We start from the raw sequence: 24,492 nt of genomic DNA on the forward strand, positions 1-24,492 counted from the left end.
GTCGATGACTTATTTCTTTCTGCGCTGTTGACAAAAGCTTTACATGGTCATTTCCGGGACCGGACTGATCTTTCGAAAGAAGCTCTTTTTTGCACGCCGGAACCCGCGGTACGCAGGTAGTTGGTGGTTTCTGAAATATAGTCGCCATCAATCCAGACCCGGCCTTTGTTGACGGCCACCAGCACTTCATCGTCGTCGTCCCCGTCTTTTTCTTTGATGACAAATGCATACTGGAAATTCCGGATGCCCTTGGACGTTAGCTCGCCTGAAATAATGGTTACGCTTTTATTGGGAATACCAGAGCTTACACTGGTTTCCTCGGAGAAAATAGTGAATTTTTTCCCGTCTCCCGCGATAAAAGCACCTTGCGCCTCTCCGTGATCTCCGCCTTGCGCGCTCATATAGTCGTACAGGACTTCATTTTTCTCATTTTGTCCATAAAACTTATAGTAATAGTCGCTGGCCTCGTCACCCACCTCAAAGTCGTCGTCGGGGCCAAATGGGGAGAGCAACTCGTAGGGAGACATGAAATACGCGTCGTCGAGAGTAGGTGGTTTTGTTCCCTCGTTGATGATCATACCCCTGGATTTAAGATCGTCAATTATTTTCTGTGGGACCACTTTCTGTATCCGCACCACATCGCCATCCTTTTTGCATCCGGTGAATCCGATGGCAAACGAGAGTATAGCGGCGAGCGCTAATGTGCATTTAAGTTTCATAATGTAGTCGTTTAAGATGTTGGAATGAGCTGTGAACGCTTTTTGGTATACGTAATTGGGAATAAGACATGCCGGAAAGCAGGTGCTTTCCGGATGTGCTGAAATCTATTACGATAAAAGAGGAAATGCGCGGGTACCTGCTGCGGGCATTAGAATTTGAATGAGACACCCAGCGTAAAACTCGCGTCTGTGAACCGGGAAGCATAGTCGTCGTAGTAGTCGTAGCGGTAAGTGTCGAGCCCGAGTTTACCGGTAACCCCGAAACGCTCCGTGAAGAAATACCGCGCGCCGATGCCCGGGCTGATCACGAATACGCTTTCCGAATATTCGGAAAAGTCGCTAACCCACAACCTGTTGATACCCAGCCCTAACCCGGCAAAAATATCGAGCTTGTCAGTATTGAGCTTCATGATCCTGCCAAAATGGTAGTTGCCGGTAGCTTGTACGACCATGCTGTTGACGTCGTATTTTGTCCAGTAACGCACTTTGGCACCCACGCCGATGTCGTCGCTTACGGCTGCTTCGAAGTTGGCGAATACTGGGATCACGCTTTCGTCGAAAGATTCCTGGATTTCGAAGCCGGCGTCGATCAGCTTGGTGCCTTTCTGAAATGCCTGGGCGTTGGCCGTTACTGCATGGAGGCAGAATGCAAAAAGAAGGACAGGTACAATAATGATTTTTTTCATAAGGTAGATGAGATAATTGTTTAAAAAAAGACAGAGGAATTCCGCTGGCAGGAGTTGTTCCTGCCGGAGGGCATATGCTGAAAAACTGAACTAGGCGTGTATAGCGCGCTATTTCACATTGTTGTGCAGCGAGAAATCATAGAGTTTGATGGAGGACGTGAACTCGCTTCCCTTGTTATAAAAGAAGGCGTATTCGGCAGCCGATATCTCCTGGTCGAAGTAAATTTTGTACAATGTATTGCTGATTTTTTTAAACCGGAAAGGAATGGCACCTTCTCCGAATCCCGTCTCGCTGGTGTAGGCGGATTCCCTCCCGACCACGAACTCCCGGCCGCGGTTGCTCGGCTTGACGCGCAGCAGCGTGAAGTCGTTAGGGCTTGCCACGCCTTCGAAAATGGATTCAGCGACTTCGTTCATATTTTTCCGGTTAGCGCCGCTAAATACCATATAAAATACGGGCTTGTTGTCTTCGATGACGAAATTGGCGCTTGGATTGGCCAAACCTACGCGCTGGGTGGTACCCGATACGCCGGAAGTCGCCTGGTTCAGGAATGCTTCCCCCACAGTTCCTTTACGGGTCTGGTTCGTCGTAGTCGGCTCCAATTGTTCGTATTGAGGCGCTCCTTTTTTGAATTCTTCATAATAAATTCCCGGTTCAGAAAACTTGCCGCGCGCAGGTACGGGAAAGTTCTCGGGATGGGGCGGCAATGTTCCGGCAATGAGGTTCGGATTGGTGCTTTGCTGCTGCGCACGCTTGGGAACCATCATTACTTTTACCAGTGCGTCGGGGACTTTGGCGGCTTTGAGGTTGATCAATGCCTCCGTCGTCAGGCTGAAGTCGGTGTCAGAATACTGGATTTTTTTAGTGATAATCGTCCGCGAGACGCCGCCGATGTGCATATCGATCACATCCTGGTTTCGTATCATAGGCATCGGGGAAGAAGCCAGCATCATCGCGTCGACTACCGACTCGTGGACGCCTTCCTTTTTCAATTCGATAAGGCCCGGCGTGGACATATTGAATTTGGTGGGGCCGAATTTGATTTTGTCCAGAATTACATCCTTTGAAATCTTGGCCTTGGTCATCGAAATGACACTGGGATTTGTGATGGTTTCCTGAGCGAAGCAAACGAACGCTGTCAGGAACAATGTAACGGAGATCGTAATAGTCTTGAACATGAGCAGGAGGAATAAATTGTTTTGTCTATTTATTCCTCCCGAACGGCGGCAGGTAACAAAATGCCGGCAGAATTTTAAAAAATTACCATCGCTTCAATGTGTACTGCAACGTACATTCAAGGTTATGGGAAAATGCGCGTATATCGGAGTCGGTTTGCAGTCGTATCCATTGCGGATCGTAGCTGAAAAGTATTTTTACACCACGTCCGACGAAGGATTTTCTGGTGACGGCAGCTCCGACGGTAACCTTGGGGCCTGCCGAGAAAAGCAGTTTGGGCGTAGCTACGCCTGAAATGTGGTTCACATATCGTACATCTCCCAGCGGAATACGCGCATTAAGCCCTACGCCAGCCAGAAAACCCACGCGTAGAGAATGAAGAGATTGTTGCTTGCTGCCACCAATGCTGTTCCAGGTGATTTTCGGGCAAAATGTTATATAGTTTACCCGAAGCTGCTCAACGAGCCGAAAGCCGTCGGCCGTCGCCGCCTTCGTACCATATTGGTGGCTCGACCACTGTACATCCAGCCCGGTTTGCAGCGGTTTGTCCCAGCGAAAGCGGTCGATGGAAAATCCTATGTGATAGTTTTTAAATTCGCTAACCGGATAAAGAAACCCCTCCACCTCTTCACCACCCGTCGAAAAGCTCGTTTTGCCGGCGAGTGAAACGCCTGCATTCAGCGAAAGGTCATATATATACGATTCGGGCCATAATGCGAGGTAAGCGGTGCTTGCAATGTCTGCGAAGTAGCGTTGGGGAACCTTCTTCCCGGCCGATCCGGCCAGTTGCGCTTGGTATTTTCTCATGGTTTCGATCCGGTCTTTGAACAGCGGATGGTCGCTGTGTTTGGCGAAGGCGTCCAGATTGTTAATCATCGCCTTATTTAGCTGGGCTATGAAGTCATCCAATCGAAATGACGGTTCGAGCTTAGACAACGCCCATACCGCATAAATATCGGCCTCGAATTCCTGGGCCATTGGATTGTTCACACCATATTTGCGCCATAGTTTCGGGTCGGGCTTGGCCCGCCGATACGGGATCTGTAATGCTTCGATACTCCTGGCATTTTTATGATGCCCAAGTACGTGATGGCCTATTTCATGAAGCAGCACGTGTTTGTCGACCAGCGTCACCCCTTGTTTTTTTGTATTGAGCCCTTTCAGAAAACGGTCGTTGTATAAAATCAGGCGTATTGACCGTTTGCTGCCATCGGGCAGTACATCCGGGCAGATTTCAGAAAGCGGGGATTCACAAAATGCTTCTCTGATAATGAATGGATCGTCTATCTTTTTGATCCTGGAAAATGCCCACAGCTGTTTCACGTACGCACGCATGAGTGAATCGGCTTGTGCTTCATTTTCAAAGTACCGTTTTTGGGGTTCGAGGAGCGCGTCGCAATTGCAGGGAAGCCTTTCCTTATTTTGAGCATAAAGCGGGTAATTGGTAAAAATCAATGCATAGAGGAGGAGAGATTTTAGTTTCATGGAAGGAGTGGTTTCGGTTCGGCGGAGCAGTTTTCCAATGGTATTTTCTTTTTATCCTTCGATTCTAGTTGATATTCCTGTGTTTTCGTAAAATAAGTCAGCTTATAGGTTGCGTTGAAAGTAACCGTGTCGGCCGGTTCGCGGAAGTAGACATTGAGTGTGTCAGCACAAAGCAGGTAGCTGATCCGGCTTTCCTGGTCAGGTGATTTCCACCATTTCAGGGAAACTTCGTCTGCGGGCATATCTCCTTCGGCATAACCTAGCTGGCCCTCGGGTTTGTTGTCACCGCTGTAAAGATCAATCTTGCGCGCTGCAACCATTTCCGGCGTTGCCGGGCTCAACCCGAAATAGAGCCCCAGGCCCGCGACAAGCAGCACTGCAATTCCGGCGGCAATCGCATACCGGTGCTTGCTATAAAACGGCTTCCGCTCCGTATACGAATAGTTTTTTGCGGCTGCGTAAAGCGCCGCGTCCCGGGCTATTGGAAGGCTTTCTTCCAAAAAGTCCTGCCACTCTGCCTGTTCCCGAAAGTCGGGGTCTTCTTCCAGCAGTTGCAGGTATAACTCATATTCCTCTTCTGTCAACCGACCTGTCCTGGCGGCCAGTATAAGCCTTGTTTTCAGGGATTCTTCCATATCAGTAGGGGCGCAGGCCCAGCCGTTTTGTTTTAGTCATTACGCAGTCTCTCAGTTCCTCTTCGCATTTCCTGCCACGTTTTTCGATGGTCTTGGAATTCTTATTCATCCGTTGTGCAACATCATTGTAAGAAAGCGGAGCCGCATAATCCCCAAAATATCGTTTCCTGATCAACTCTTTACATTCTTCGTCCAGCGTTTCAATGCATTCCAGCAGCTTTTTAATAACAACCTGCTGCTCTTCCGACATGATCGGGCTGTCGACGCACGCATCAAACGGATAGTCAATTTCTTTCTGGGCCTCTTCCTTTCGGACTTTGCGGATTTCTTTCCTGTTTTTGATGATTTCGAAAATATAGGAATGGAGTTTCTTGTCTACATAAAAAACCTTGTCGATATAATCCTGGCGCTTTTCCAGGAAATACAGAAATGCGTTCTGGATGATGTCCTTTGCCTGCTGATCCTTTTCGTCATGGCTTAGCTGGGACTCAACGAACTTTCGGAGCTTGCCGTTGATTTTCCGGATAGTCCTTTCCTTCACGTAACTTTTGACCAGACAGCCAAATATCTCTGTTTGCTCAAATAAATGAGGTTCCATCAAGCGACGTTGCAGTGACAGCTGGTACCGATCGTTCCAGGAGAATATCGTTTGAGGCGAGCGTTCCGGGCGCCGGATGTGGGTTATCACGGAGCGTAAGGCACGTTCGGTGATTTCGGGATAGTCGACAGGCCATTGCAGTACCTGTTTCACGAGCAGATGGTTGACCAGTTTCGTGTTTTCATTTTTTATTTGCTCCAATAATTCGCCCAGCGCAGGAAGGAGCAGTATACCTTGTCCGGCAAATCGGGTGGTCGTTTCTACTGAGTAGCGATAGCCCCGCATTTCGAGCTTCCATTTGGTGGCTTTCACCAGCCCGGCCAATTGGTCGGCAATGTGCACTTTTTTGATTTTTCCCCAACGAGGGCGGAAAGTGCCAAGCATCGACGAAAGTTCTACGATTGTCTCAGTCAGGAGTGCGTGTTCGTCATCCCGTTGGACGAAATGCAGCTTTCGAATTTCCTGCATAATCTTGTGCTCGAAAATTCCCGATGTGAACTGGAATAAATCTGCCGGGGTTTGTGCGGCAGCTCCCGCGAAAAGTTGTTCCAGGCTGGGAGAAAAATCGCTGAAAATTTGGCGCATGTTACTGATAGGGGAGTTATGACGTGAGTTTCTGAACGTTGATTTGCCACCATATTTTCCATCTGTTGAGGGTGCTTACATGGTATTCGCATTCCAGGCAATTATCGAAACGCTTGTATAATATTTCCGCCCTGGACAAATCCCCGCTTTTCAGATAGGCCACGATCAGGTGCCATTGCGCAGCTTCTTTGAAATAGGGGCGCAGGTCGTTGGATTCGAGGACCGTCTCGAAGTTTTTGACAGCCATTACATACTGTCCCTCCACAATGTGCGCCTGTCCTTCGAAGAACTGATCGAAAACCTGTCTTTGCGCAGGCGGCATCGTTGTCTTGTTGGTACTTCTCACCACGGTAAAATCATTCTCGGAATCCGGGAAACGCGGCATGCTGAAACTGAGATAGGCCATAAAGGCCACACAGGCGGCAGCGGCGAAGCCAATGTAACGCACCATGGTAACAGACCGTCGCTTTATGCGGCTGCGCGACTGCAACTTCCTGAGTGTTTCCAGGGCCTGTTCCTGAAGAAAGGCCTCCTGCATTACTCGATGCAATGTTTTTATTTCGTTCATTTTGTGTGTCAGATCAGGATCGTTTACTAATTCATTTTCAAAAAAGCGCATTTCTTCGGGCGGCATTTTGCCCAGCGCATACCGCTCAATCCACGCTTGCTCTTCTTCCCGGTCGGTTGGTCTTTTCATGGCTTATAGTCCTTTACATTTTCTGATTTCGTTACTCAAATCTCTCAAAGTCCGGTGTTTCTGCATTTTTACAGCATTGTCGCTCGGGTAGCCCAGCTTTACAGCAATGTCTTTCAAACTCAGCTTTTCGAAGTAAAATGCTTTCAGAAGCTGTTGCGCTTCTATGCCGAGCCGTCTGAAAATTTTCAGACTCCACGCATCCTCGTCGGCCGCAATCAACTGCTGCATTGCGTCCGGTGCGTCCGGTGTCTGTGCCTCGTAATCCTTCATGTAGGCTAGTTCCCGGCTCGTGGAGGCGCTGCGGCTACGGATTTTCTTGTACCACAGGTTTTTAGCGATTTCGTAAAGGTAAGTGCTCAGCTTCGCATTCTCCTTCAACCTGAATTGCCCCGACCACACATTATGCAGGAATGCCACCAGCAAATCCTGGAACACATCGTCGGCATCGTACCGGTTACCGCCACTGGTGCATATCAGCTGAGTGATCATCTTGTGATGTTGATTATAAAGCGCTTCGGTTGCTTCATTCACTTCGCGCTCCCTGCGGGCGAGTAATGCTTCAATGATTTCACGGTCAGTATAAGAATGCTTCATACACGAGTTGGGCTTATTTGTCCGTTTATACCTGCCGTTTTCCGAAACGTAACGGGCCTCCGGATTTTTTTCGCGGGTTTAGAAATTTTTCCTCTCGCCTGGGAGGGATTGTGATCGGCCGCAGCCCTCGATTAGCACCTGTCGAGATTGGCAGCAGCTCAAATCACATTTCACATGAAAAAGGTATTCGCACTGGTTATGTTGGCAATGGTTACTTTCAGTTGCTCAGAAAAAGAAATCGCTCCGGAAGCACCGGTCATGCATGTCGAAGGAGGGGGTGATGAGCAACCGCCGAAATCAAATTGCAATGGCCTGCCAAACTGCAAGTAGTCGCCGCAAGCTGCCAGGAATCGCGTATCGTAGGTCGCACAGTGGGTGCGGCCTTTTTTATGATACCATGGTTGGTTCTTCATCCGGCGTTCCCTTCCTTTTGAAATAAATCTTCACCGCCACCGCCAATCCCACCAAAATGAAGATCACGGCAACCAACGGCGTACTGCCGGGCATGGTCGGCACAGGGAAAACCGGCTGATTATTCCCAATCAGCGTAAGATTGGCCCAATAATAGGGATGGCTGAACTTTCGTAATTCCTCATTATTGAAAAAGTCGAGCCTTGCTTTCTTCAACGCCATATCGATGGAAAATCCCTTGTCAAGATACTGGTGCAGCTGATTTGTCATGAAACTGATCACCTGGTCGTTAGCTTCCCAGGTAGTGGTGATCACCGAAGGACATCCTGCCTGGGCAATGGCGTGTGCTATCGAAATGTTACCTTCCCCACGCAGGTTTTTCCCTTTGCCTGCCGAACAGGCGCTTAACACAACGAGCCTGGCAAACCGTAACGGTAGTTTATACAAATCGTCCAGGTAGAGCCTGTCATCGATTCCGGGGAAGAATTGGATAAAAGAATCCCCCGGGTTATCGTCGGATGACTGGGCATGTGTGGCAAAGTGGATGATGTGGTAGGGAAACCCGGATTGCATGAGTCTGGATTTGGTTGCTTGGCTTCCCCAAAGCCTTCTTCCCCGAATTTGCAGAATATCCGTAAGGCTCGACACGTGTTTCCAGGTAGTGTCCGCAAGTGGTTGTTCTTTCACAAAAGGGGCTATGACCAGGTTCCGCTTGCTGCGCTCCGGGGCGGGATCTGCAAAGATGTGAAACGGATGCTGCCAAAAGAACGAAGCCGAGTAAGTGTAGGAAATAGCCAGGGTTTTGGCCAGGTAGTCGTTCACGGTCTTCCCCGTTTCGAGCAGTTCGAACGGGAGGAAATTGAACTGCCAGTCGCGCGCGATGACCAGCTGGTTCTTACCTGCCGTCCATTGCCTCAGCGGTTCGATCAGTGTGCGGTAACAGCCGATGGCTGATGACGAGCCCAGATATTTGCCAAATCCCGGATTATTGCTGAATTGTGCCTGTAAATCAGAGAGGTATAGTTTTAGTTGCGACGCGTTTACCTGCCAACTGACGAGCTGCGTGGTATCGCGTGTTACCACGATCGCATACATTTGATTTCCAAACCATTTGTAAGAAAGGAACGCGGATTTGTTGCCTAGCTGCTTCTGAACGGTCTGAAATGTCAGCTTGGCGCTGCTCTGGTATTTGACTTCCGAGAGGTGGGCATTTTGCACCTGGCCCGTCATTTTTTTGCGGAGTACGTCATAAAGATATACGGCATTGGCGTCTTCAAACCATTCAAAAAGCTCTTGCAGGATTTCCGCTGACGGCCGGGATTGGTAATAGGCGTACCCCGCCGGAATAGCTTCGCGGAAAAGGTCATAGCTTTCGTAGGAGAGGACCAGACGATCACTGACATCCTCCGCCGCATCGAAGTACATGGATTTTTTCAATCGGACGAGTTTGCCGAAAGTGTCGAAACTGGCGGTGAGGTAGCCGAGCTTTCCAGACTCCCGGTATTGCTGGAACAGAGTAGAAGCGCTGAGTTGAAGAGCCAGCAATGCAACCTGTGGGTTCGGCGGCCTGCTATCGGGGTTGCTTTCCTGCCCGCCCGGCATAGTAGCTTTCGAGAACGCCTGTGAAAATAGTCGTCCGGCCTCTTCGTAGCGAAAAGTAGTGCGTGCGATCAAGCCTTTTTCGATGAGCAGGAAGGTGGCGTAATAGTGCTGGTCTTCCTCGGTGTAGGCTTTGAGTAGACGATCTACGGTCACCAGTAATTTCCTGGCAGGCCCGAGCTGCTTTTTTTGACGCTGGATGATGCTTTTCAGAAGCAATAACTCAATGTGGTGCTGCTTGTTGCGGTTTGTTTTCCCGCTTTGCCGGAGGAGCAGTTCCTCCGAACGGTTTTGCCAATGCAGGGCGCTGTCGAGCATGCCAAGCCGTTGGTAGGTAAATGCAACACCAGAAAATAGGCCCTGCTTACGGACTAAGTCCGTTGTGGAATGACTGGCGGCCGTCAGTCTGAATATCAATGCTTTTTCGTGCTGGCCCAGCAGGTCGTAGGTCTCCGCCAGACTACTTTGAATGTAGTCCCGCTCGGAGTCCAGGTGAAATTTTTCAGACAGTTTCTGCGCTTTCAGGAAGTAGGAAATGCTATGATGATAGCGGTGCAGCGCCCAGAACGACCTTCCCTGGTGCAAGTAGTGATGCAGAATGTACGAGGGAATCTGTGATTCCAGTGCGGGCTCCTTTTCGATTACGCGATCCGCCGCCATAAAGTAATATGACGAGGAGTCGGGATGGTTAAGGCTGTTGTGCATGGTGCCTAGGCTCGAATAGATTTTGAAGTAGATCGAGTCGGGCGGTGTCCGGCTGGCTTTGAGATAAGCGATTCCTTCGCGGCAATACCGCAAGCTGATCTCATACTCGTGAAGACCATAATGTACGCTGCTGATATCGTTACACAAGTTGGCCGCCCACACAGGATCCGATTTCCGGACCTGATCCAACGCTTTTTCGTATAACACCAGGCTTTCAGGATATTTGCCGTTACCGGCAAGCCGTTCCGCTTCGCGCCAATGCAGCAGATAGGAGGGCGCTTGTGCGCGACCGGTGTGTGGGATCCCGGTGAAAAAAAGGGCGATCCAGACAAAACTGAGCCTCATCTTGCGCTACTTTTTATAGTCTACTATTACATTGTATGTACCTTCGTTATTGAGTGTGTCGTTGTCATTTATCGCCAGGGTAAGGTCAAGGCATTGACTGACCCCGTCTGTTTCAAATTCGCATTTGCTTTTGCAGAGGCGCCAATTTGGTTCGTTGTTCAGTTTGTAAATTAATGCGGCATGATTGTAATCCGGGACAAGGTTGTAAGCATCGATAGAAAAATTGAAAAGTCCTTTTGCGAGGCCATCCGACGTGCTCCATTTCAAGAAAGGGCCGGTGTATAAACTGCCCGAGCCCGTAATAGTGATTTTTCCAGGCTGATCTATCCGAATGCTCCTGGCGGCCATTCCATGCAGTTTCAAAGTCTGCGGGAGGAAGTCCCGGCATTCTCCTTCACAAGGCACATTATATAGCCTGTTTAGTTCCGTTGAATCGTTGACGGTAAGGCGGAGTGACTGGTCAATGTATAGCGGATAAAGCAATGAAGAGGTCTCGGTTGAATTTGAAAGTCCGAGGAATTTGCCGATATGATAGGCCACCACCCGTGTAATGGAGTGCGTGTCCCAGGCAAAATCTTCGTCCAGCAAAATCGTCGTATTATTTTTTTTCAGGAGAACTTTGGATAGGCTTTCCAAATTACCTCGCAAAAGACCTATGGTCGCTTTGTGATCTTTCCGGTCTTCTTCGGTGAGTTTTCCAAAACCTATATTGATTTCTGTTACCAGCCCGTCCTGTTTTTGAAGGAATAAAATATTGGGATTCGCATTCTGCCAAAGATCGAACGCAGCCCTGACGGCTTGCTGTTGCAATTGGCTGGTGAGATTGCGGTATGAATTATCGATTTTATACCGAAATGAGCACGCTTCATTATGTTTTGCATTATCGTATTGCGAGGCGCTGATGTAGTAGGATTTTTCCGCTGGGTCGGGAACTGTCTGGCAAGCCCAGACAAGCAGGAGTATGCCTGCAAGTTGTAAAAATCTTTTCATTATTGATGAGGAACGGGTTTGTGAATGCTAAATATCTGAAATAAAACTATTTGATTCGGGTGAATGAAATATTAAATTATTTCTACGCCGACAAAAAACTTATTTCGGAAGCCTAAGAAAGGCTTTTCAGAAACCTGTGAAAATTTGTCTGTTACCTTTTCTGTTTGACTGGAATTAATAGGCCGCTTTCAGGTAAGCGCTGCTCCGGAATTTATCTTTTCGATTCTGTTACCTTTTTCGAATGGTTGGAATTAAAGTAAAAACAGGTCTTTATTACCAGCCTCTATTATGATAAAGCATTTGCAGCTCCTGGTACTTTTCGTTATTGTTTTGGGATGTACCGATGAAACCAAAAAGAAAGCGGCACATAAAAAGGATCGTGCCGCCCCGCAAAAGGTAGATCAAATCCATTTCTTTATGGAGACTTCTGCCAGTATGGAAGGTTATTTCAAGGGTGGAACCGAATTTGTGAGGGACATTGCCAATATGATGGTGGACATCGAAGGAAGCAGGCTCACACCGGCGCAGCCGATGCAGATTTACTACATTGCCGGTAAGGCGATTCCCTTTACGGGCGAAACCCGGGACTTTATCCGACAGATGGCCACTGTAAAGATCGCTTCCAGCAAGAGTTCCGATATGCACCGTATTTTTCAGCTGATCGCAGGCAAAACCCGCCCGGACGACCTGTCGATTTTTGTCTCGGACTGCATATTGTCCTATCCGGATTCCATTGTCAGGCGCAACCCGGAAATCAACAGGCAACGGGCCGCGGGCGAATTGAGAGCATTGATGAAATCAACATTCAGAGGGTTGAAAAAGAAGGGATTCTGTGCTTCTTTGTATGGTTTTAATTCCGATTTTAATGGAAATTACTATAATTACCGCAATGGCAAAATCAAATTGGTCAATCAAAAAAGACCATATTATTTATGGGTGATCGGTAGAAAAGAGCAGGTTGCTATGTTCAACCGGGAGCTCGAAGGCTTGCGAAATTTCAGCCCGTTCCTGCGATTGGATTTCGGAATATTTGATCAGCCGGTTTCTCAACACCAACTGTTTTTCGCCTATCAAAAACAGGGTGACTGGCGTCCGGATAATGGCGGCATTAAAGAATTGGAAACCAGCGTTAAGAAGCCCGCGGCCTTTGCCATCGGGGTAGATCTCGGGTCATTGCCTGGCGAGCTGAGGGATCCAAAGTATTTAAGTTCAAATATTTTCCCGGTTTCCAAAAATATCACATTCAAAATCAGGAAGGTACTTATCGCGCGGGAAGTGGAAAAGCAGAAACTTAAATCCGCGGAAAAGAGAATTTTGGATGGCAGCAGTCATGTCATCCTCGTCGAGGTTACGGACTTTTATGAAGATTCAGGCCTGATCCGGCTGGCAATGCCGCTGCGATACAACGAACGCTACCGGGCATTCTCCATTATGGACGATCTGGATGCCTCTTCAATATCCGGTAAAACATTCGCATTCGAACACCTCGTCGACGGTGTACGGGAAGCGTACCAAAGTCCGAACGAAAATTTTATTTCCCTTTCTATACCCGTTAAAAAATAGTCCTATGTTTCAGATGTTGTATGAAGTGCTTTGCGGTGCGCATCCGAACCCCGCATATGCAGAAGAAATCTATCCTTTTGTCGGCGTTTTCACGCTCATCGCCGCAGGATTGTTCGCCTTTCTTTTTTATGTAGTGTTGGGCCGGATGCGACCGATATGGGACAAAACCTCCCATTGGAGTGCTACCCTCGTATTACTGCTGTTGATCGCGTTTCTTTTTTCGAGGTACCATGCAGAAGCGGTTACCGAGGATATGGAGCCGTTCGTATACAGGTTCGCGTTAGTCAATCTGCTTTACGCGGCAATCTATTATCTGTTGTTTTCCCTGGCGTTCAAGAAACTCTCCATTTACGCGAAGCGGACGCCATTTTAATCTTCGATTTATGACCAGAAATAGCTATATTTTCGGGATCGGTGGGACCGGTGCCCGGATCGTTCGCGCGCTCACAATGATGCTCGCGGCCGGAACGAAGGTAAAAGATACAGGCAAGATCGTTCCGATCATCATCGACGTGGATGCCAAAAATGCCGATACGGCCAGAACATTGCAGGCCCTTGGAAAGTATAAGTACATCCGCGAGCGCGGCTACGGGCCCAGTGAGGAGATTCGGGACGGGTTTTTCAACGCTAACCTGAATACGCTAAGCTCTATTAAAACTGCCCAGAACTCTTCGGAGAAGCTCGACGATTCGTTTCAGCTGCAATTTGAAAACCTGGAAAAGTCTTTTATCCAGTACCTCGACCCGAATGACGAGCTAGTTGGGGATATCAACATGGATTTGCTGGAAGCCCTGTACGACAATACCCCGCCGGACCATGCGGACTTTCATGAAAGTGAATTGCATTTGAGGCTCGATCAGGGTTTCAAGGGCAACCCGAATATAGGCTCCGTGGTGTTCAATAATCTGGCTAACACCGACGAGTTTAAATTTGTATTGAAAAGCATCGGCGAGCATGACCGGATCTTCATTATCAGCTCTATTTTTGGTGGGACCGGTTCTTCGGGCTTCCCGCAGTTGGTAAGATTGTTGCAGCACGAGGAAAAACTTCGTCCCAATATCTTCGGCGCGCTGACCGTCATGCCGTATTTCAATGTGACGGACAACAGTGCCAGCGCGATCAACTCCGATCGTTTCAATTCCAAAACTGAGGCGGCACTGGCCTATTATCACAAATATCTCAAGGGGCGCATTAACTGCTTTTATCAGCTCTGGGATCAGCCTTTACGGCAGTATGAGAACAAAGAAGGTGGGATGGAGCAACGCAACAGCGCGCACTTGCTCGAATTGATAGGCGCCACCGCAGTGATTGATTTCATCAACAAACCCGACGGCGCTTTCAAACCAAAGGGCCAAACCGAGTATCTGGATTTCGGTATCAAAAAAGAGGATCAGGTGATAGACATCCGTCATTTCTACGATGCGACGGCACGAAACGTCATGTACCCGCTCACGCTCCTTACCTATGCCATGAAAATGCATTTGGACGTGATCCCGAAACATAGGAACGAGGCATTTTATAAAGAGCTGGATCTGGAAAGCAAATGGACTAACGATCTGTTTTACCAAACCCTTTCCGATTTTTTCAAGAATCATTATTGTGAATGGCTGGAAGAAATGTCCACCAACGAGCGGAGCTTTCAGCCTTTTAATCTCAAACAGGACCTTAATGGCCTGGTGCGGGAGAAGGCCGTTCCTGTTTCCCGTATCATGGGCATGATTACCGACGGCGGTATTTCCGATTCGTTTCTCCGAAAAGAGCTTGGCAAAGCCGAAGACGAGTTGAAAAAGACATATCCCGAGCCCGAGGAGCGGTTTTTCAGACTGCTGCACACAATTTCCGCCAAATGTTTTAGCAAACTGGATTCCTTACCGACAATGATCTGACGCAATGACAACTTTACCCTACATTTTTCGCAAATACAAAGGATTCAATCCGAATGAAATCAAATGCTGGAGCCCGAGTTCGGGGATAGATCCCACCGGGTTCGATCCGGAAGATATTGCGGTTTCCAGAAGTTCATCCAAAGCCGGAACTTCCATCCCTTCGCCATTCGCGAGGCTGGAACTGTTCGATACGGCTTTCAACATCATCGCTTCCGACCGCGGAAACCTGGAAGGGACGAGCATTTACCACCAACTTGTGTCCGATTGCCTGGACGTCTTCCAGTTGCTGTTCAATTCAAAAAACACGGACATAGGCTTTGGTAAAAAGCTTTGGTTTAAGGAATGGAAGGCGGGCGAAAACATTGAAAAGCTCAAAGCGAAAGGGGAGGCTCACCCGCATAACCTGCTGGCGCGGTCGCTTGAACAGATATTTGGGGATAAGGAGACTGATCGTTTTTCGGATACCGACAGTATATTCCTAATCTTTTACGAAAACAAACTGCTGGGAGGTACTTCCCCGTTCACATTATTTTTTACCTCACCGAACTGGTCGAGATTCCTGAAAGATCGCCTCATTTCGCCACATCCGGGCACTTCGGACGGCGTTCCGTTCTTTTCGGACGAGTACCGTCCGCTTCACCGCCGCGATCCGGAATTCGTGGATTATGTATGCAAGCTGGCCACGCAGTACCGGTATGGTTTCACAAAGGCATCTTCGTTCAGTAAATATGTTAACAAGACGATCCGCGAGATCGAAAAGAAAGAATCCGGTTACCAGTACAAATTTCTCGATTATCAGGATGCTGCCAGGATGCCCATCGATGGGGAATACGACTGGCTGAAAACCAATCTCGACGGAAAATTCCTAATGGTCAATGAGGTATTCTTTTTCCAACAAAAAGAGGAAAAAGAGAAGATCAAGATCAGACGGGTCAGTGATTTTCTGATCAGTACCACCAATACCACCTATCAGAAACAGGTTAATCATCAGAATGAGCCGGTGACGGTAGAGGCGCCCCTGGTTCTGGTGGAGGGAATGAATATCCCCGGTGACTATATCGAAGCCGGCGTTCCCTGGAACTCGTCGACGAAAATCCCGGATTTCCTTCACCGTGGCGTACCGCTTTACGAACGAAAACTGCCCCTGGGGAATACAGGCAGCGAAATCAAATATCCATTTGTGACGGTCAGTGATTTCCTGGAAGATTACCTGATCGAGATGCCGTTCAATATCAATGCGGGCAAGTTTTTTACCGGTTTTAATGGCGATTTCAAATACCTGCTGCCAGTAAAAAAGGAATATTTCAATTTTTTCAAGCTGGAAGAACTGAAAACGCAGCTGTCCATCACCATGCAGGATGGTGTCGTGTCGGTGGACCTGCGGGTGCCGATTCAAAACCGACGGGCAGTAAGGGATATCGTTTTCTCCAAAAAATACAGCAAAGCGGCCAAAACGATCGTGGAATGTCGCGCGGGATTGGGAATCTATCCGTTCTACCAGGTCACCGGCAGTGATCCCAAACTGACCGGGCTCAACGATTACACCGTTCTGCTGGCCGAACGTAATGAGAAGCAGAAATTGGATGCATTGCGGTTTTTCTCCTATCAGAATTTCGCCTCCGACGCTCATGCGCTATCGGCCACCGTCCAGGAAAGATCTACCGCTGCGGATATTGGTTCGGGTAATTCGACCTCATCCTCCCTGTTTTTCCGGATCAGGAGTTTGTTTGATTACATGGAAATATCATATACCGATAACTCTTTCATTGAGTCTACCGGACTGATTATCCCGGATTTCACCGGCAGGGTTTTCAGCAGTGAAAACCTCACCCGCGCCTTTACCTTCGCGATCGACTTCGGGACGTCCAATACGCACCTGGCTTTCATGCAAAACGGGGAAGCATTGCCCAAGCCATTCACAATCACAGAGGCAGATCAGCAAATGGTGCTACTGAATGCTCCCGGCGCAGACCAGGATCCGGTTACGAAATTTGGATTCTATGGGCAGTTCCCGGCGATCGATCTCACTATCCGCCGCGAATTTGTTCCCCCGGTGATTCTGCAAGGGAAAAACGCCATTTCGGCACCGTTCAAGACCGCCACGTGCGAGATCGCGAATTTCAATAATGTCGAAAAAAGCAGCGTATCGTTGTTCAGCCATATCAACATCGGCTATTACATCGATCAGGAAGAGAAAAATCTGGATGGAAAAACGGCGGCCAACATCAACTATACCACTAATTTGAAATGGTTGCTGGAAAACAACAACGACGATTCAAACAAAAGCCGGGTCCGCCTGTTCCTCACCCAGCTGCTGACGCACATCAGGGCCAAAGCATTGCTCAATCTCGGTAAGCCCGCAGACTTGAAAGTGGTGTGGTCGGTGCCACTGAGTATGGAACGTGGTAATAAGGCTGCGTTGAAAGCCATTCTTCGCGATGCATTCAAAGAGGTGTTCGGAGAATCGGGTGCGCAATTGTTCGATCCGGTGCCTGAGTCGGTGGCTCCATACTTCTTTCTGATCAAATCGGACGCCGATATCCAGGAAACTGCGAACGTCGTGAACGTCGATATTGGCGGTGGTACGACCGACGTAATGATGTTCATGGAGGCAGCGGGCAACAGGGAAGACAGGTATATGACTACGTCGTTCAGGTTTGCGGGAAGCGATATCTGGGGCAATGGCTACAAGAGCAAGCTGAAAGACAACGGTTTTATCAAAAATTACCAGGTTTACCAAAAGAATAACAACATTAACCCCACGGAGCTAAAATACTTCATGAAGGCGGTCGATGATGCCAACCTGAATGCGGATGATATTATAAGCCTGCTTTTTAAATATGACAATTTCAGGTTTGCCGATTCGATCGTAATGGGCAACCCCGACCTGCTGATCGTGTTATACCTGCATTATGCGGCAATAGTCTATCATTTAGCGCAACTAATCGAAATCAGGGACTATCCCTTACCTAGGTATTTGTCGTTTACCGGCAAAGGCAGCCAGTATATCCGGCTGCTGTGCGGAGGAGATCCGGCGGAGCTGGAAGCGTTTACGAAGTCGCTGATCCGCGCCTACACGAGTAAAACCCTCCAAAGCAGTTTCCGTATTCATTTGAATGCCAATCCCAAAGAGATCACGGCTAACGGTTCCATTTTGTATGCACTTTCCAGTGATGAGGAGAAAGGCCGCTATAACGAAAACATCGACTTCGTTCATCCCGGTTTCGCTACCGACTCCGAGTTAGGTGCCCGGTTAGCGAGCAGGGAGAATCCGTTTTTAATCGGTGAAACTGTGAAAATAGACAGTGCGGTCAATGTCGCAGTTCTCGAAAACCTCAACAGTTTCCTGACTAAGACGTTAGCGAATAACGAGATCGTCAGGTTCCTGCGTGATTTCAAAGTCAACGGACTGAAAGAAGCGCTTGCTGCGCTGGCATGGAACCGGGATATCTACAATGGCGAAGGTCTGATTTACGATAGCTACAAGAAGGTATTGCAGGATTTGCACAAGCAGGACAAGGAGACGACGCTGCCAGAGTCCCTGTTTTTCTACGCATTGAAAGACGCGCTTTACCGGCTTTCGAAAACTATTAACGATTCCAAATCCTGATCTGAAAATGAAGACATTTTGTAGTTTACTGTTATTGCTGTGTTTAATTGGGGGAGCCCAAGCGGCCGATCCTCCGATCCGGGCGCAAGTTGCCGAACAAACCCGCATAAAGATCCTGAAAGCATCGCTTGAATTCCTGGCGACCCAGGGGAAGGATGAGGAAAAGCGTTGTGAAAAATGCGGCACTGCCGACGAACTATTGGAGTTTGGCACCGCCTCCGGAATACCAGGGGCAGACAACTTTATGAAAAGGTGGCGGAAAAGACCGATCGACACGACCGCCGCCGGCATCGATTCCAGTCTGACTGCTTTTAGAAATGTGGTTTTTGCAGGCATAACCACCGGAGCTGAGAAAGAAAAGCGGAAGGAATGGCCTGCGTACGCGGGGTACGAGCAAGAGTTGGATCAGATAGGAGCTGACGCGAGTGCGAGTTTGGCAAAGCTTAAACCGGTACCTAAAACTCCACCGTCCGGCAGTCCCAAGGGCGGCGAAAATGAGGCTGACATCCCCGACTATTCGTTCGTCTACATGGCAGCATTATCCATACTGCTGCTGCTTGTGCTCTGGCTTTTTTTACGTATGCGAAAGATCGCGGATGGACTTTCGAAGGCTCATGCGGCAGTCACGAATTGGAGGGGAAATCAAGAGCAAGCGTCGGTGGACATCGAGTCGCTGCGGAATGAGCTCGGCGAGATGCGCAGGGTACAGGGGGAGCTGCGCCACGACAATGCGTTGCTGGAAGCCGCCTTTAAAAATGAGTTGGAAAAAAACAGCAGGCTGGTTACGGAAACGAAATCCGATTCGGCCCGCTCGACGCCGACAACAGAGCAAAAGTCACAGGTGGTGAAGAAATTTGCGCGTTATGCCGACCAGGGCGACGGTTTTTCCGTTTCCGATCTCTTGGATGAAGAAGATGGCGAAACCATTTTTGAGTTATCATTGACTTCTTCTCAAAAAGGGTTCTTCCGGATTGCCACGAATGCCGCAGCCCAACGGTACGCCTTATCCAACTCGCGATACTTCCTGAGCAATACGTGCGAATACGAAGATTTACGTTCAGTGAACAGCACAATTCATACCGTGGAGCCTGGTGAGCTGCGCCTTTCGGGCAACAAATGGCAGATTACACAGCAGGTTAAAATCAGGTTTTCTTAAATCTTGTCAAAAAATGAGTTCTCTCGAAGGATTAAAAGAGCATTTGCTGCACTTGCTGGTGGTGAATCATGGTAATTTCAGGATGATGGAATACCCGCACCTCATGGCCGAAGCGAAATCCATCGGGATGGATACCGGTGCCATGAGCCGACTGGTTCATGAGTTGCATGCGTCGATTAACTGGGAGCCACTCGCGCGCATCGACAAGCAGTTGGAGCAATACATTTATCAGGGTATTATCACAAACGAAGAGGCTGAGTCGATTTTGGCCTCGGTGCGGGACGTAATGGACCGAAAAGCCGCGGTAGGTTATATGATCGCCGAACTGACCCGGCATGGGTTCAGTCCGCGAGAGAAGGTTACCGCCGACAAGGATTCGTTCCGGAACAGATGGATGACCGACGCAGCCTGGGCAGAGAACCGCGTAACGGTGGAATGGCTGGACGAAATGGCAGGTTCGCTGGAAAAGCTGGGTGAAATTTCCTTCAGGAAAAAGGAGCTGGCCCAGTACTATTTTCGGACAGGGCAGTATTTGTCGGGACTTGTGACGATCCTGACCAAAAGTGCTTCCCGGGCACACACGTTCGAGCGGCTGATCGAAGATGAGAAGGACCCGGAACTGCGTTACCTGCGTGTAATCTACCGGCTCAACTCCGCGCTGCCTTTCCGGTTCCAGGGGGCCGGGTACGACAATGCCGTCTCGCTTCTGAACGCCGCTTGCGACCGGTTCGAGTCATTTAATGCATTGCGCGAGCTTTATCGCAACCATCATTTAAATGTGTGGCTGGAAGAAGCGCATCCAGAATTGTCGGCAGGCCTCGACGGAGAAAAACTTAATACCCGGTTTCTGGAATTCGTCTATTCCGTGGACCCAAATTATCCCTATTTCCTCGGGCGGCACAAAATGGCCGATGTTGCTGCGCTGGTCGTTGCGGCACACGATAACCCGGCGATCTGGGAATTGATTGCCGATGACCTTGAAAATGGATGTCTGCACGCCTGGCTCCGGTCAACCGGGCAGGGAAAGCTGGTCAGCGAATTTGAAATTCTAGACCAGGCCACGCGGCAATCAGGGCTCCACGAGGGGGATGAGTCCGCCATGGCCTCTGCGCAGACGATGCTGCTCGTCATGGATCCTGCCATGCCTGCGCCGGGATTTCGCATTGATCCGCCGGTTATCGACCTCACGGGGATTGAGAGTACAGATGTCCAGATAGTCCCATTGAGGGTGACGATGGAGAATCATGGCTACATGAAGGTCAAACTAACCCTCGATGCGGAAGAAGAGGGTGTTTTTATCAGTAAAAATGCATTGATCCTCAATAGCTTTTCCCCGTCGAGCCGGGAGGTTGTATTCGAACTTAACGTGGATACGTTACGATTGATCAAGGACAAAATGTACCAACTACGGATATCGGCGTCGTCGGTGTACGGGATGGTGGAAATACCGGTGGATGTCAAAATAGTCTTCCCCACCAAAGCGTACGCGCTCAAACTCGCCAGGTACGCGGCTATTTTCGCAGGCTTTTATGGCGGGTTTCGCTATTTGGTAGGTCTGTTGCTGGGCGATTTTCATTGGCTGGTGGACTCGCCATATCTGACGAGGCAGTCCCCTTTTGCATTCTTTTTAATCCTGGTACTTTTCATTTCAGGCAATTTCTACGCATTGAAATGGATTCGAAAAGCGGAGGGCATTTAGTATGAAAAATGTTAATATAGGTTTCTGGGGGTTCGTCGCCATTGTAGGCGTTCTCTTTCTCATCAGCGGCCCCATAGGTGAAATGTCCGGGAGAATTTTCTTCCTGCTCGACCGGATACTATACACCTCGTCGGCCATGTCTCCCGTCACCATGTGGTCGGTGCTAGGCGTGTTGATGGGATTGATCTGCGGCACCTTTGTGTCGGTCAAAAAATACAATCTTGAAAACCGTATGATGGTCCTGCCGATCGGCTTGATGGTCGTGGTCATCAACCTGATCCTGCTGACATCCTACCTCTTTTCCTGACCAGACATTTCAGGAGTTTTTTTAGTTACCTTTTTCATAATGAGTGGGATATATGATTGTAAAGTGATCAATCAACCATTTGCCGATCCCATGAAAAAAATCTCCCTGTCAGTATTCGTCCTGTTCGGCTGTACCCCGTTGTGGGCGCAGCAGAATGTCCAGAAGCCAGACCTTATCTTCACTCGCAACAAAACTGTTTTGGAAGCTAAGATTGATAGTGTCGGCACTGAAAGCGTTTACTATCATTCGTTCATTCAGGCCGGGAAAGGTCCCCTGAAACTGTCGCTGACCGAGGTTACCAGCGTCCGGTACGCCGATGGCCGCGAGCAGACGTTCGACAGGCAACCGGTACAGTCTGGCGAGCGCATCAATGTCAAAAAAGAGAAGCGTACGAGCTCACGCCAGGATAAGCCCAAAAGGGAAAAACCAAAAGATACCGGGCGCAGGCCAGTGGTCAGCGCCACAATCGCTGCCGAAGGAATGCGTATGCTCGGGAACGACAACTGGGTGAAGGATGACGAAAAGGCTGCGTTTGAAAATGGCGTCGGGGCTACCGCCGCATTGGACCTGCATTTGACGGGGCGTTTTGCGGTGTCGGTGAGCGGAGGCTATAATCAGTGGCGCGTTTCCCGGAACTATGCGGAGAACGGCGAAGTGAAGTTCAATGCAAAGACTTCATTCACCGAGATCCCGCTTCATCTGGGATTGAAGCTCTATCCCTTCAAAGGCCTGTACCTGATGCCGGAAGGCGGGTACCACATCTACACTTTCGACTATCAGGACGGTACCGAGCTTAGCGAGAAGATTGCAGGCGGAAGCGTCGCCTATGGTGGCAGGATCGGCTACGAGCTGCGAACAGGTGTGTTTCTGATGGATATCAGCGCGAAATACAATCTGGTTAATGTAGGCGATCTGGGCAACGGGTTTTCCGGTATGGGAGCCGCCAGGTACGCGGGAGTCAGATTGGGAGTTGGTTTTATTCAAAGAAAAAAATAATTCAGATACTTATGGAAAAATTAACCAGAAACCTGGGCCTCGGCGTACTCTCGGCGCTGATGATCCTCGGCATTGCTAACTGTACAAGGGAATTGCAGGAACCCATGGTGACCGAAGCGGCAGGTGAAGACCCGTACGATGCGCGTCTTATGGAGGAAATCGGGACTCTTCCATCCACCCATTACTCGCTCGACGACCTGGTTTTGCCCAACGGTGAAATTGTTTCGGAATTTTTGAAAGAAAACGATCCTGAGTTTCTAACGGATTATAACGGTGGCAGAGTGAATGCAGAAACAGGCCCGCAATTACGGAAGAACCTCTTCCTGGCGAAAGCCACCGCGGTGGCGCAGAAGCTTTGCAACAGGGAAACAGTTTATCCCAAAGGCTCCCAGCCTAATGAGCCCGAACAGCATGGCCTGGGCTATTCGTACGGTCAGCGCAACTACGCCGAACGCTTATTGCCGCCTGTTAATAACTGCTGCCAGATGTATAAGATCCACGGTCTGGACTGCTCCGGTCTGATGTACAATGTTCTCAAAGAGGCGGGCTACAATCCTTCACTATCACTGACTGCCGACAAGATCAGGCATGTGGATTTTTGGGAAAAGCTGTTTCGGGAGGATACCGAGTTGTCAAAAGTAACGATTCAGGATCTCGGCCCTGAAGCGAAACTTCAGGAAGGCGACATTCTTTACTGGTACGAGAAAAAAAATAGCGCCGCCGCTTCCCATATCGGAATTGTTTTGAAGACAAAAGACGGAAAGTTGGGCATTTTTCAGTCGAACGGCGGGCCGCCATGCCAGGAGTGTGAAACCAAATTTGGGCCCAACAGGGGTTGCCGGCAGATACCGCTGACGGCTGTATCATGGTTTGGTGAAAAATGGGGTGCATTGCGCCTGGTGACCGACATTACCGGGAAATGGCAAATGCAGTTGAAATGCGACTGGGCTGATGATAACGATGTGGCTGTCGTGTTCGATATCGAATTTACCGGCCAGCAGGGTGGAACCCAGGTCATATCCATCACTGGAAAGGGCGAAGGAACAGACTACGACGGTAGCCGTTTGTTTGTGGAATTCAAAGGCACTTACAATCCTGCGCTCAACGTATTGGATGGAAGATTTTACATCATAGATGAAGACAGCAGGGACCCGCGAATGGACGACATTAACGTGAGGCTCGACAGAGACGACACGGGTTTTGTATCTGTCAAAAGCATTGTTCGCGACGAGGGCAGCTGCCTTGCCGAAGTACGGATGATTAATCTGGCAGGAAGCCATGGCGGACGCGAAAATATGGCCAAAGTGAAGCTGACACGTCAAAATATCTTCTCAACGAAAAAGTAAATCACTCCGATGAAATTTGCAAACTGTGTGATCAGAATGACCCATGGTGGATTGTGGTCCGGCGGTTTACAACGACCAGATCTTCTTATGGGATGCTACATTTCAGGGCGTTTCCGCACCTGCCGGCGTGTATGCATATCGATTGATGATTGACAAAAAGTTTGAAATAAATGATTCAGAAACCATTACATACTGATTTGCTTTTTCTACCCAATCCGGTAACGTTCCCCCTGACGGGCAGTACTCCCGTCGTTATGGTGCGATCAAAATTCTTTCAAAAAACAAAATCGCTATGAATCGAAATGCCTTTACCATTCTGATTTGTCTGATCTTAATGGGTTTACCCGCCTGTAAAAACAGCGTCGAACGAGATGCCGATAGGCTTATAGAAATGGCCTGCGCGGGAAGTAAGACGACAGACGAGGAGGAGAAAGAGGAATTGCACAACCAATTCCGGGAGTTTGAGAAAAAATTGAAAGTAAAACACAGGGGACGCGACGCAGATATTCTGCACCTATATGACCTCTATTTCGCCGGATTAAAGGACTGCCTTGGTTACATCCCGGTGAAGTAGGCTGGCGTGCAAATATCTCGGCCGGCTTTGAAAAGAAAAAATCTACTCCAACAATCCTTTCGTCATGAAGAATTTCATTGGTTTTAAACGTGTTGCTTACGTTGCCATCGTAGCAATTGTGTCTGTCTG

At 49.0% G+C, this 24,492-nt stretch carries 21 protein-coding genes; 11 read left to right on the plus strand and 10 right to left on the minus strand.

Annotated features, from left to right (window positions below):
* Positions 1 to 47 precede the first annotated feature (47 nt).
* From BMW93_RS04005 to BMW93_RS04040, 8 genes are all read right to left on the minus strand, one after another.
* On the minus strand, positions 48 to 719 hold the full coding sequence (locus tag BMW93_RS04005) for a hypothetical protein (RefSeq protein WP_090373928.1): 672 nt from the start codon (positions 717 to 719) through the stop codon (positions 48 to 50).
* A gap of 149 nt (positions 720 to 868) precedes the next feature.
* Positions 869 to 1,405 carry a hypothetical protein gene (locus BMW93_RS04010; RefSeq protein WP_090373929.1) on the minus strand — a complete coding sequence of 179 codons (537 nt, stop codon included), beginning with the start codon at positions 1,403 to 1,405 and terminating at the stop codon, positions 869 to 871.
* Positions 1,406 to 1,513: 108 nt separating this feature from the next.
* A complete protein-coding gene (locus BMW93_RS04015; RefSeq protein ID WP_090373930.1) occupies positions 1,514 to 2,584 on the minus strand; it encodes a hypothetical protein in 1,071 nt (356 codons plus the stop codon).
* Positions 2,585 to 2,666: 82 nt separating this feature from the next.
* Positions 2,667 to 4,067, minus strand: coding sequence for a hypothetical protein (locus BMW93_RS04020; RefSeq protein WP_090373931.1), 1,401 nt, complete (start codon positions 4,065 to 4,067; stop codon positions 2,667 to 2,669).
* Positions 4,064 to 4,702, minus strand: a complete 639-nt coding sequence (locus BMW93_RS04025; RefSeq protein WP_090373932.1) for a hypothetical protein — start codon at positions 4,700 to 4,702, stop codon at positions 4,064 to 4,066. The genes BMW93_RS04020 and BMW93_RS04025 overlap by 4 nt, the downstream gene beginning before the upstream one ends.
* Before the next feature lies 1 nt (position 4,703).
* Positions 4,704 to 5,885, minus strand: coding sequence for a sigma-70 family RNA polymerase sigma factor (locus tag BMW93_RS04030; protein ID WP_090373933.1), 1,182 nt, complete (start codon positions 5,883 to 5,885; stop codon positions 4,704 to 4,706).
* A 16-nt stretch (positions 5,886 to 5,901) separates the two neighbouring features.
* Positions 5,902 to 6,582: a hypothetical protein gene (locus tag BMW93_RS04035; RefSeq protein ID WP_090373934.1), complete on the minus strand. Its 681-nt coding sequence runs from the start codon at positions 6,580 to 6,582 to the stop codon at positions 5,902 to 5,904.
* A gap of 3 nt (positions 6,583 to 6,585) precedes the next feature.
* Positions 6,586 to 7,176: an RNA polymerase sigma factor gene (locus BMW93_RS04040; RefSeq protein ID WP_090373935.1), complete on the minus strand. Its 591-nt coding sequence runs from the start codon at positions 7,174 to 7,176 to the stop codon at positions 6,586 to 6,588.
* A gap of 174 nt (positions 7,177 to 7,350) precedes the next feature.
* Here BMW93_RS04040 and BMW93_RS35365 point away from each other — a divergent pair, with 174 nt between their 5' ends.
* Entirely contained in the window at positions 7,351 to 7,506 is a 156-nt protein-coding gene (locus BMW93_RS35365; protein WP_177193991.1) for a hypothetical protein, read from the plus strand.
* A 57-nt stretch (positions 7,507 to 7,563) separates the two neighbouring features.
* Here BMW93_RS35365 and BMW93_RS04050 read toward each other — a convergent pair whose 3' ends face one another.
* Positions 7,564 to 10,236: a CHAT domain-containing protein gene (locus tag BMW93_RS04050; protein ID WP_090373937.1), complete on the minus strand. Its 2,673-nt coding sequence runs from the start codon at positions 10,234 to 10,236 to the stop codon at positions 7,564 to 7,566.
* A 6-nt stretch (positions 10,237 to 10,242) separates the two neighbouring features.
* Positions 10,243 to 11,226, minus strand: coding sequence for a matrixin family metalloprotease (locus BMW93_RS04055; protein ID WP_090373938.1), 984 nt, complete (start codon positions 11,224 to 11,226; stop codon positions 10,243 to 10,245).
* 288 nt (positions 11,227 to 11,514) lie between these two features.
* On the opposite strand from BMW93_RS04055, the gene BMW93_RS04060 reads away from it, so the two are divergent.
* The 10 genes from BMW93_RS04060 (at position 11,515) to BMW93_RS04105 (ending at position 24,363) form a co-directional block, all read left to right on the plus strand.
* Entirely contained in the window at positions 11,515 to 12,789 is a 1,275-nt protein-coding gene (locus BMW93_RS04060) for a hypothetical protein (RefSeq protein ID WP_090373939.1), read from the plus strand.
* Positions 12,790 to 12,793: 4 nt separating this feature from the next.
* Positions 12,794 to 13,162 (plus strand): hypothetical protein, encoded by a 369-nt coding sequence (locus BMW93_RS04065; RefSeq protein WP_090373940.1) that lies wholly within the window; start codon positions 12,794 to 12,796, stop codon positions 13,160 to 13,162.
* A 10-nt stretch (positions 13,163 to 13,172) separates the two neighbouring features.
* Complete coding sequence (locus BMW93_RS04070; protein ID WP_090373941.1) at positions 13,173 to 14,675, plus strand: hypothetical protein; 1,503 nt, start codon at positions 13,173 to 13,175, stop codon at positions 14,673 to 14,675.
* A gap of 4 nt (positions 14,676 to 14,679) precedes the next feature.
* The gene (locus tag BMW93_RS04075; protein ID WP_090373942.1) at positions 14,680 to 18,285 is read left to right on the plus strand and encodes a hypothetical protein; all 3,606 of its coding nucleotides are present in this window, start codon (positions 14,680 to 14,682) and stop codon (positions 18,283 to 18,285) included.
* A gap of 7 nt (positions 18,286 to 18,292) precedes the next feature.
* Positions 18,293 to 19,441, plus strand: coding sequence for a hypothetical protein (locus BMW93_RS04080; protein ID WP_143061583.1), 1,149 nt, complete (start codon positions 18,293 to 18,295; stop codon positions 19,439 to 19,441).
* Between the two features lie 13 nt (positions 19,442 to 19,454).
* On the plus strand, positions 19,455 to 21,140 hold the full coding sequence (locus BMW93_RS04085; RefSeq protein ID WP_090373944.1) for a hypothetical protein: 1,686 nt from the start codon (positions 19,455 to 19,457) through the stop codon (positions 21,138 to 21,140).
* A gap of 1 nt (position 21,141) precedes the next feature.
* On the plus strand, positions 21,142 to 21,447 hold the full coding sequence (locus BMW93_RS04090; RefSeq protein WP_090373945.1) for a hypothetical protein: 306 nt from the start codon (positions 21,142 to 21,144) through the stop codon (positions 21,445 to 21,447).
* Positions 21,448 to 21,537: 90 nt separating this feature from the next.
* The gene (locus BMW93_RS04095; protein ID WP_090373946.1) at positions 21,538 to 22,443 is read left to right on the plus strand and encodes a hypothetical protein; all 906 of its coding nucleotides are present in this window, start codon (positions 21,538 to 21,540) and stop codon (positions 22,441 to 22,443) included.
* 11 nt (positions 22,444 to 22,454) lie between these two features.
* Positions 22,455 to 23,789: an NlpC/P60 family protein gene (locus BMW93_RS04100; protein WP_090373947.1), complete on the plus strand. Its 1,335-nt coding sequence runs from the start codon at positions 22,455 to 22,457 to the stop codon at positions 23,787 to 23,789.
* Between the two features lie 292 nt (positions 23,790 to 24,081).
* Positions 24,082 to 24,363, plus strand: a complete 282-nt coding sequence (locus tag BMW93_RS04105; protein ID WP_090373948.1) for a hypothetical protein — start codon at positions 24,082 to 24,084, stop codon at positions 24,361 to 24,363.
* Positions 24,364 to 24,492 lie beyond the last annotated feature (129 nt).

Origin of the sequence: Dyadobacter sp. SG02, from assembly GCF_900109045.1 — a bacterium.
Lineage (GTDB): Bacteria > Bacteroidota > Bacteroidia > Cytophagales > Spirosomataceae > Dyadobacter.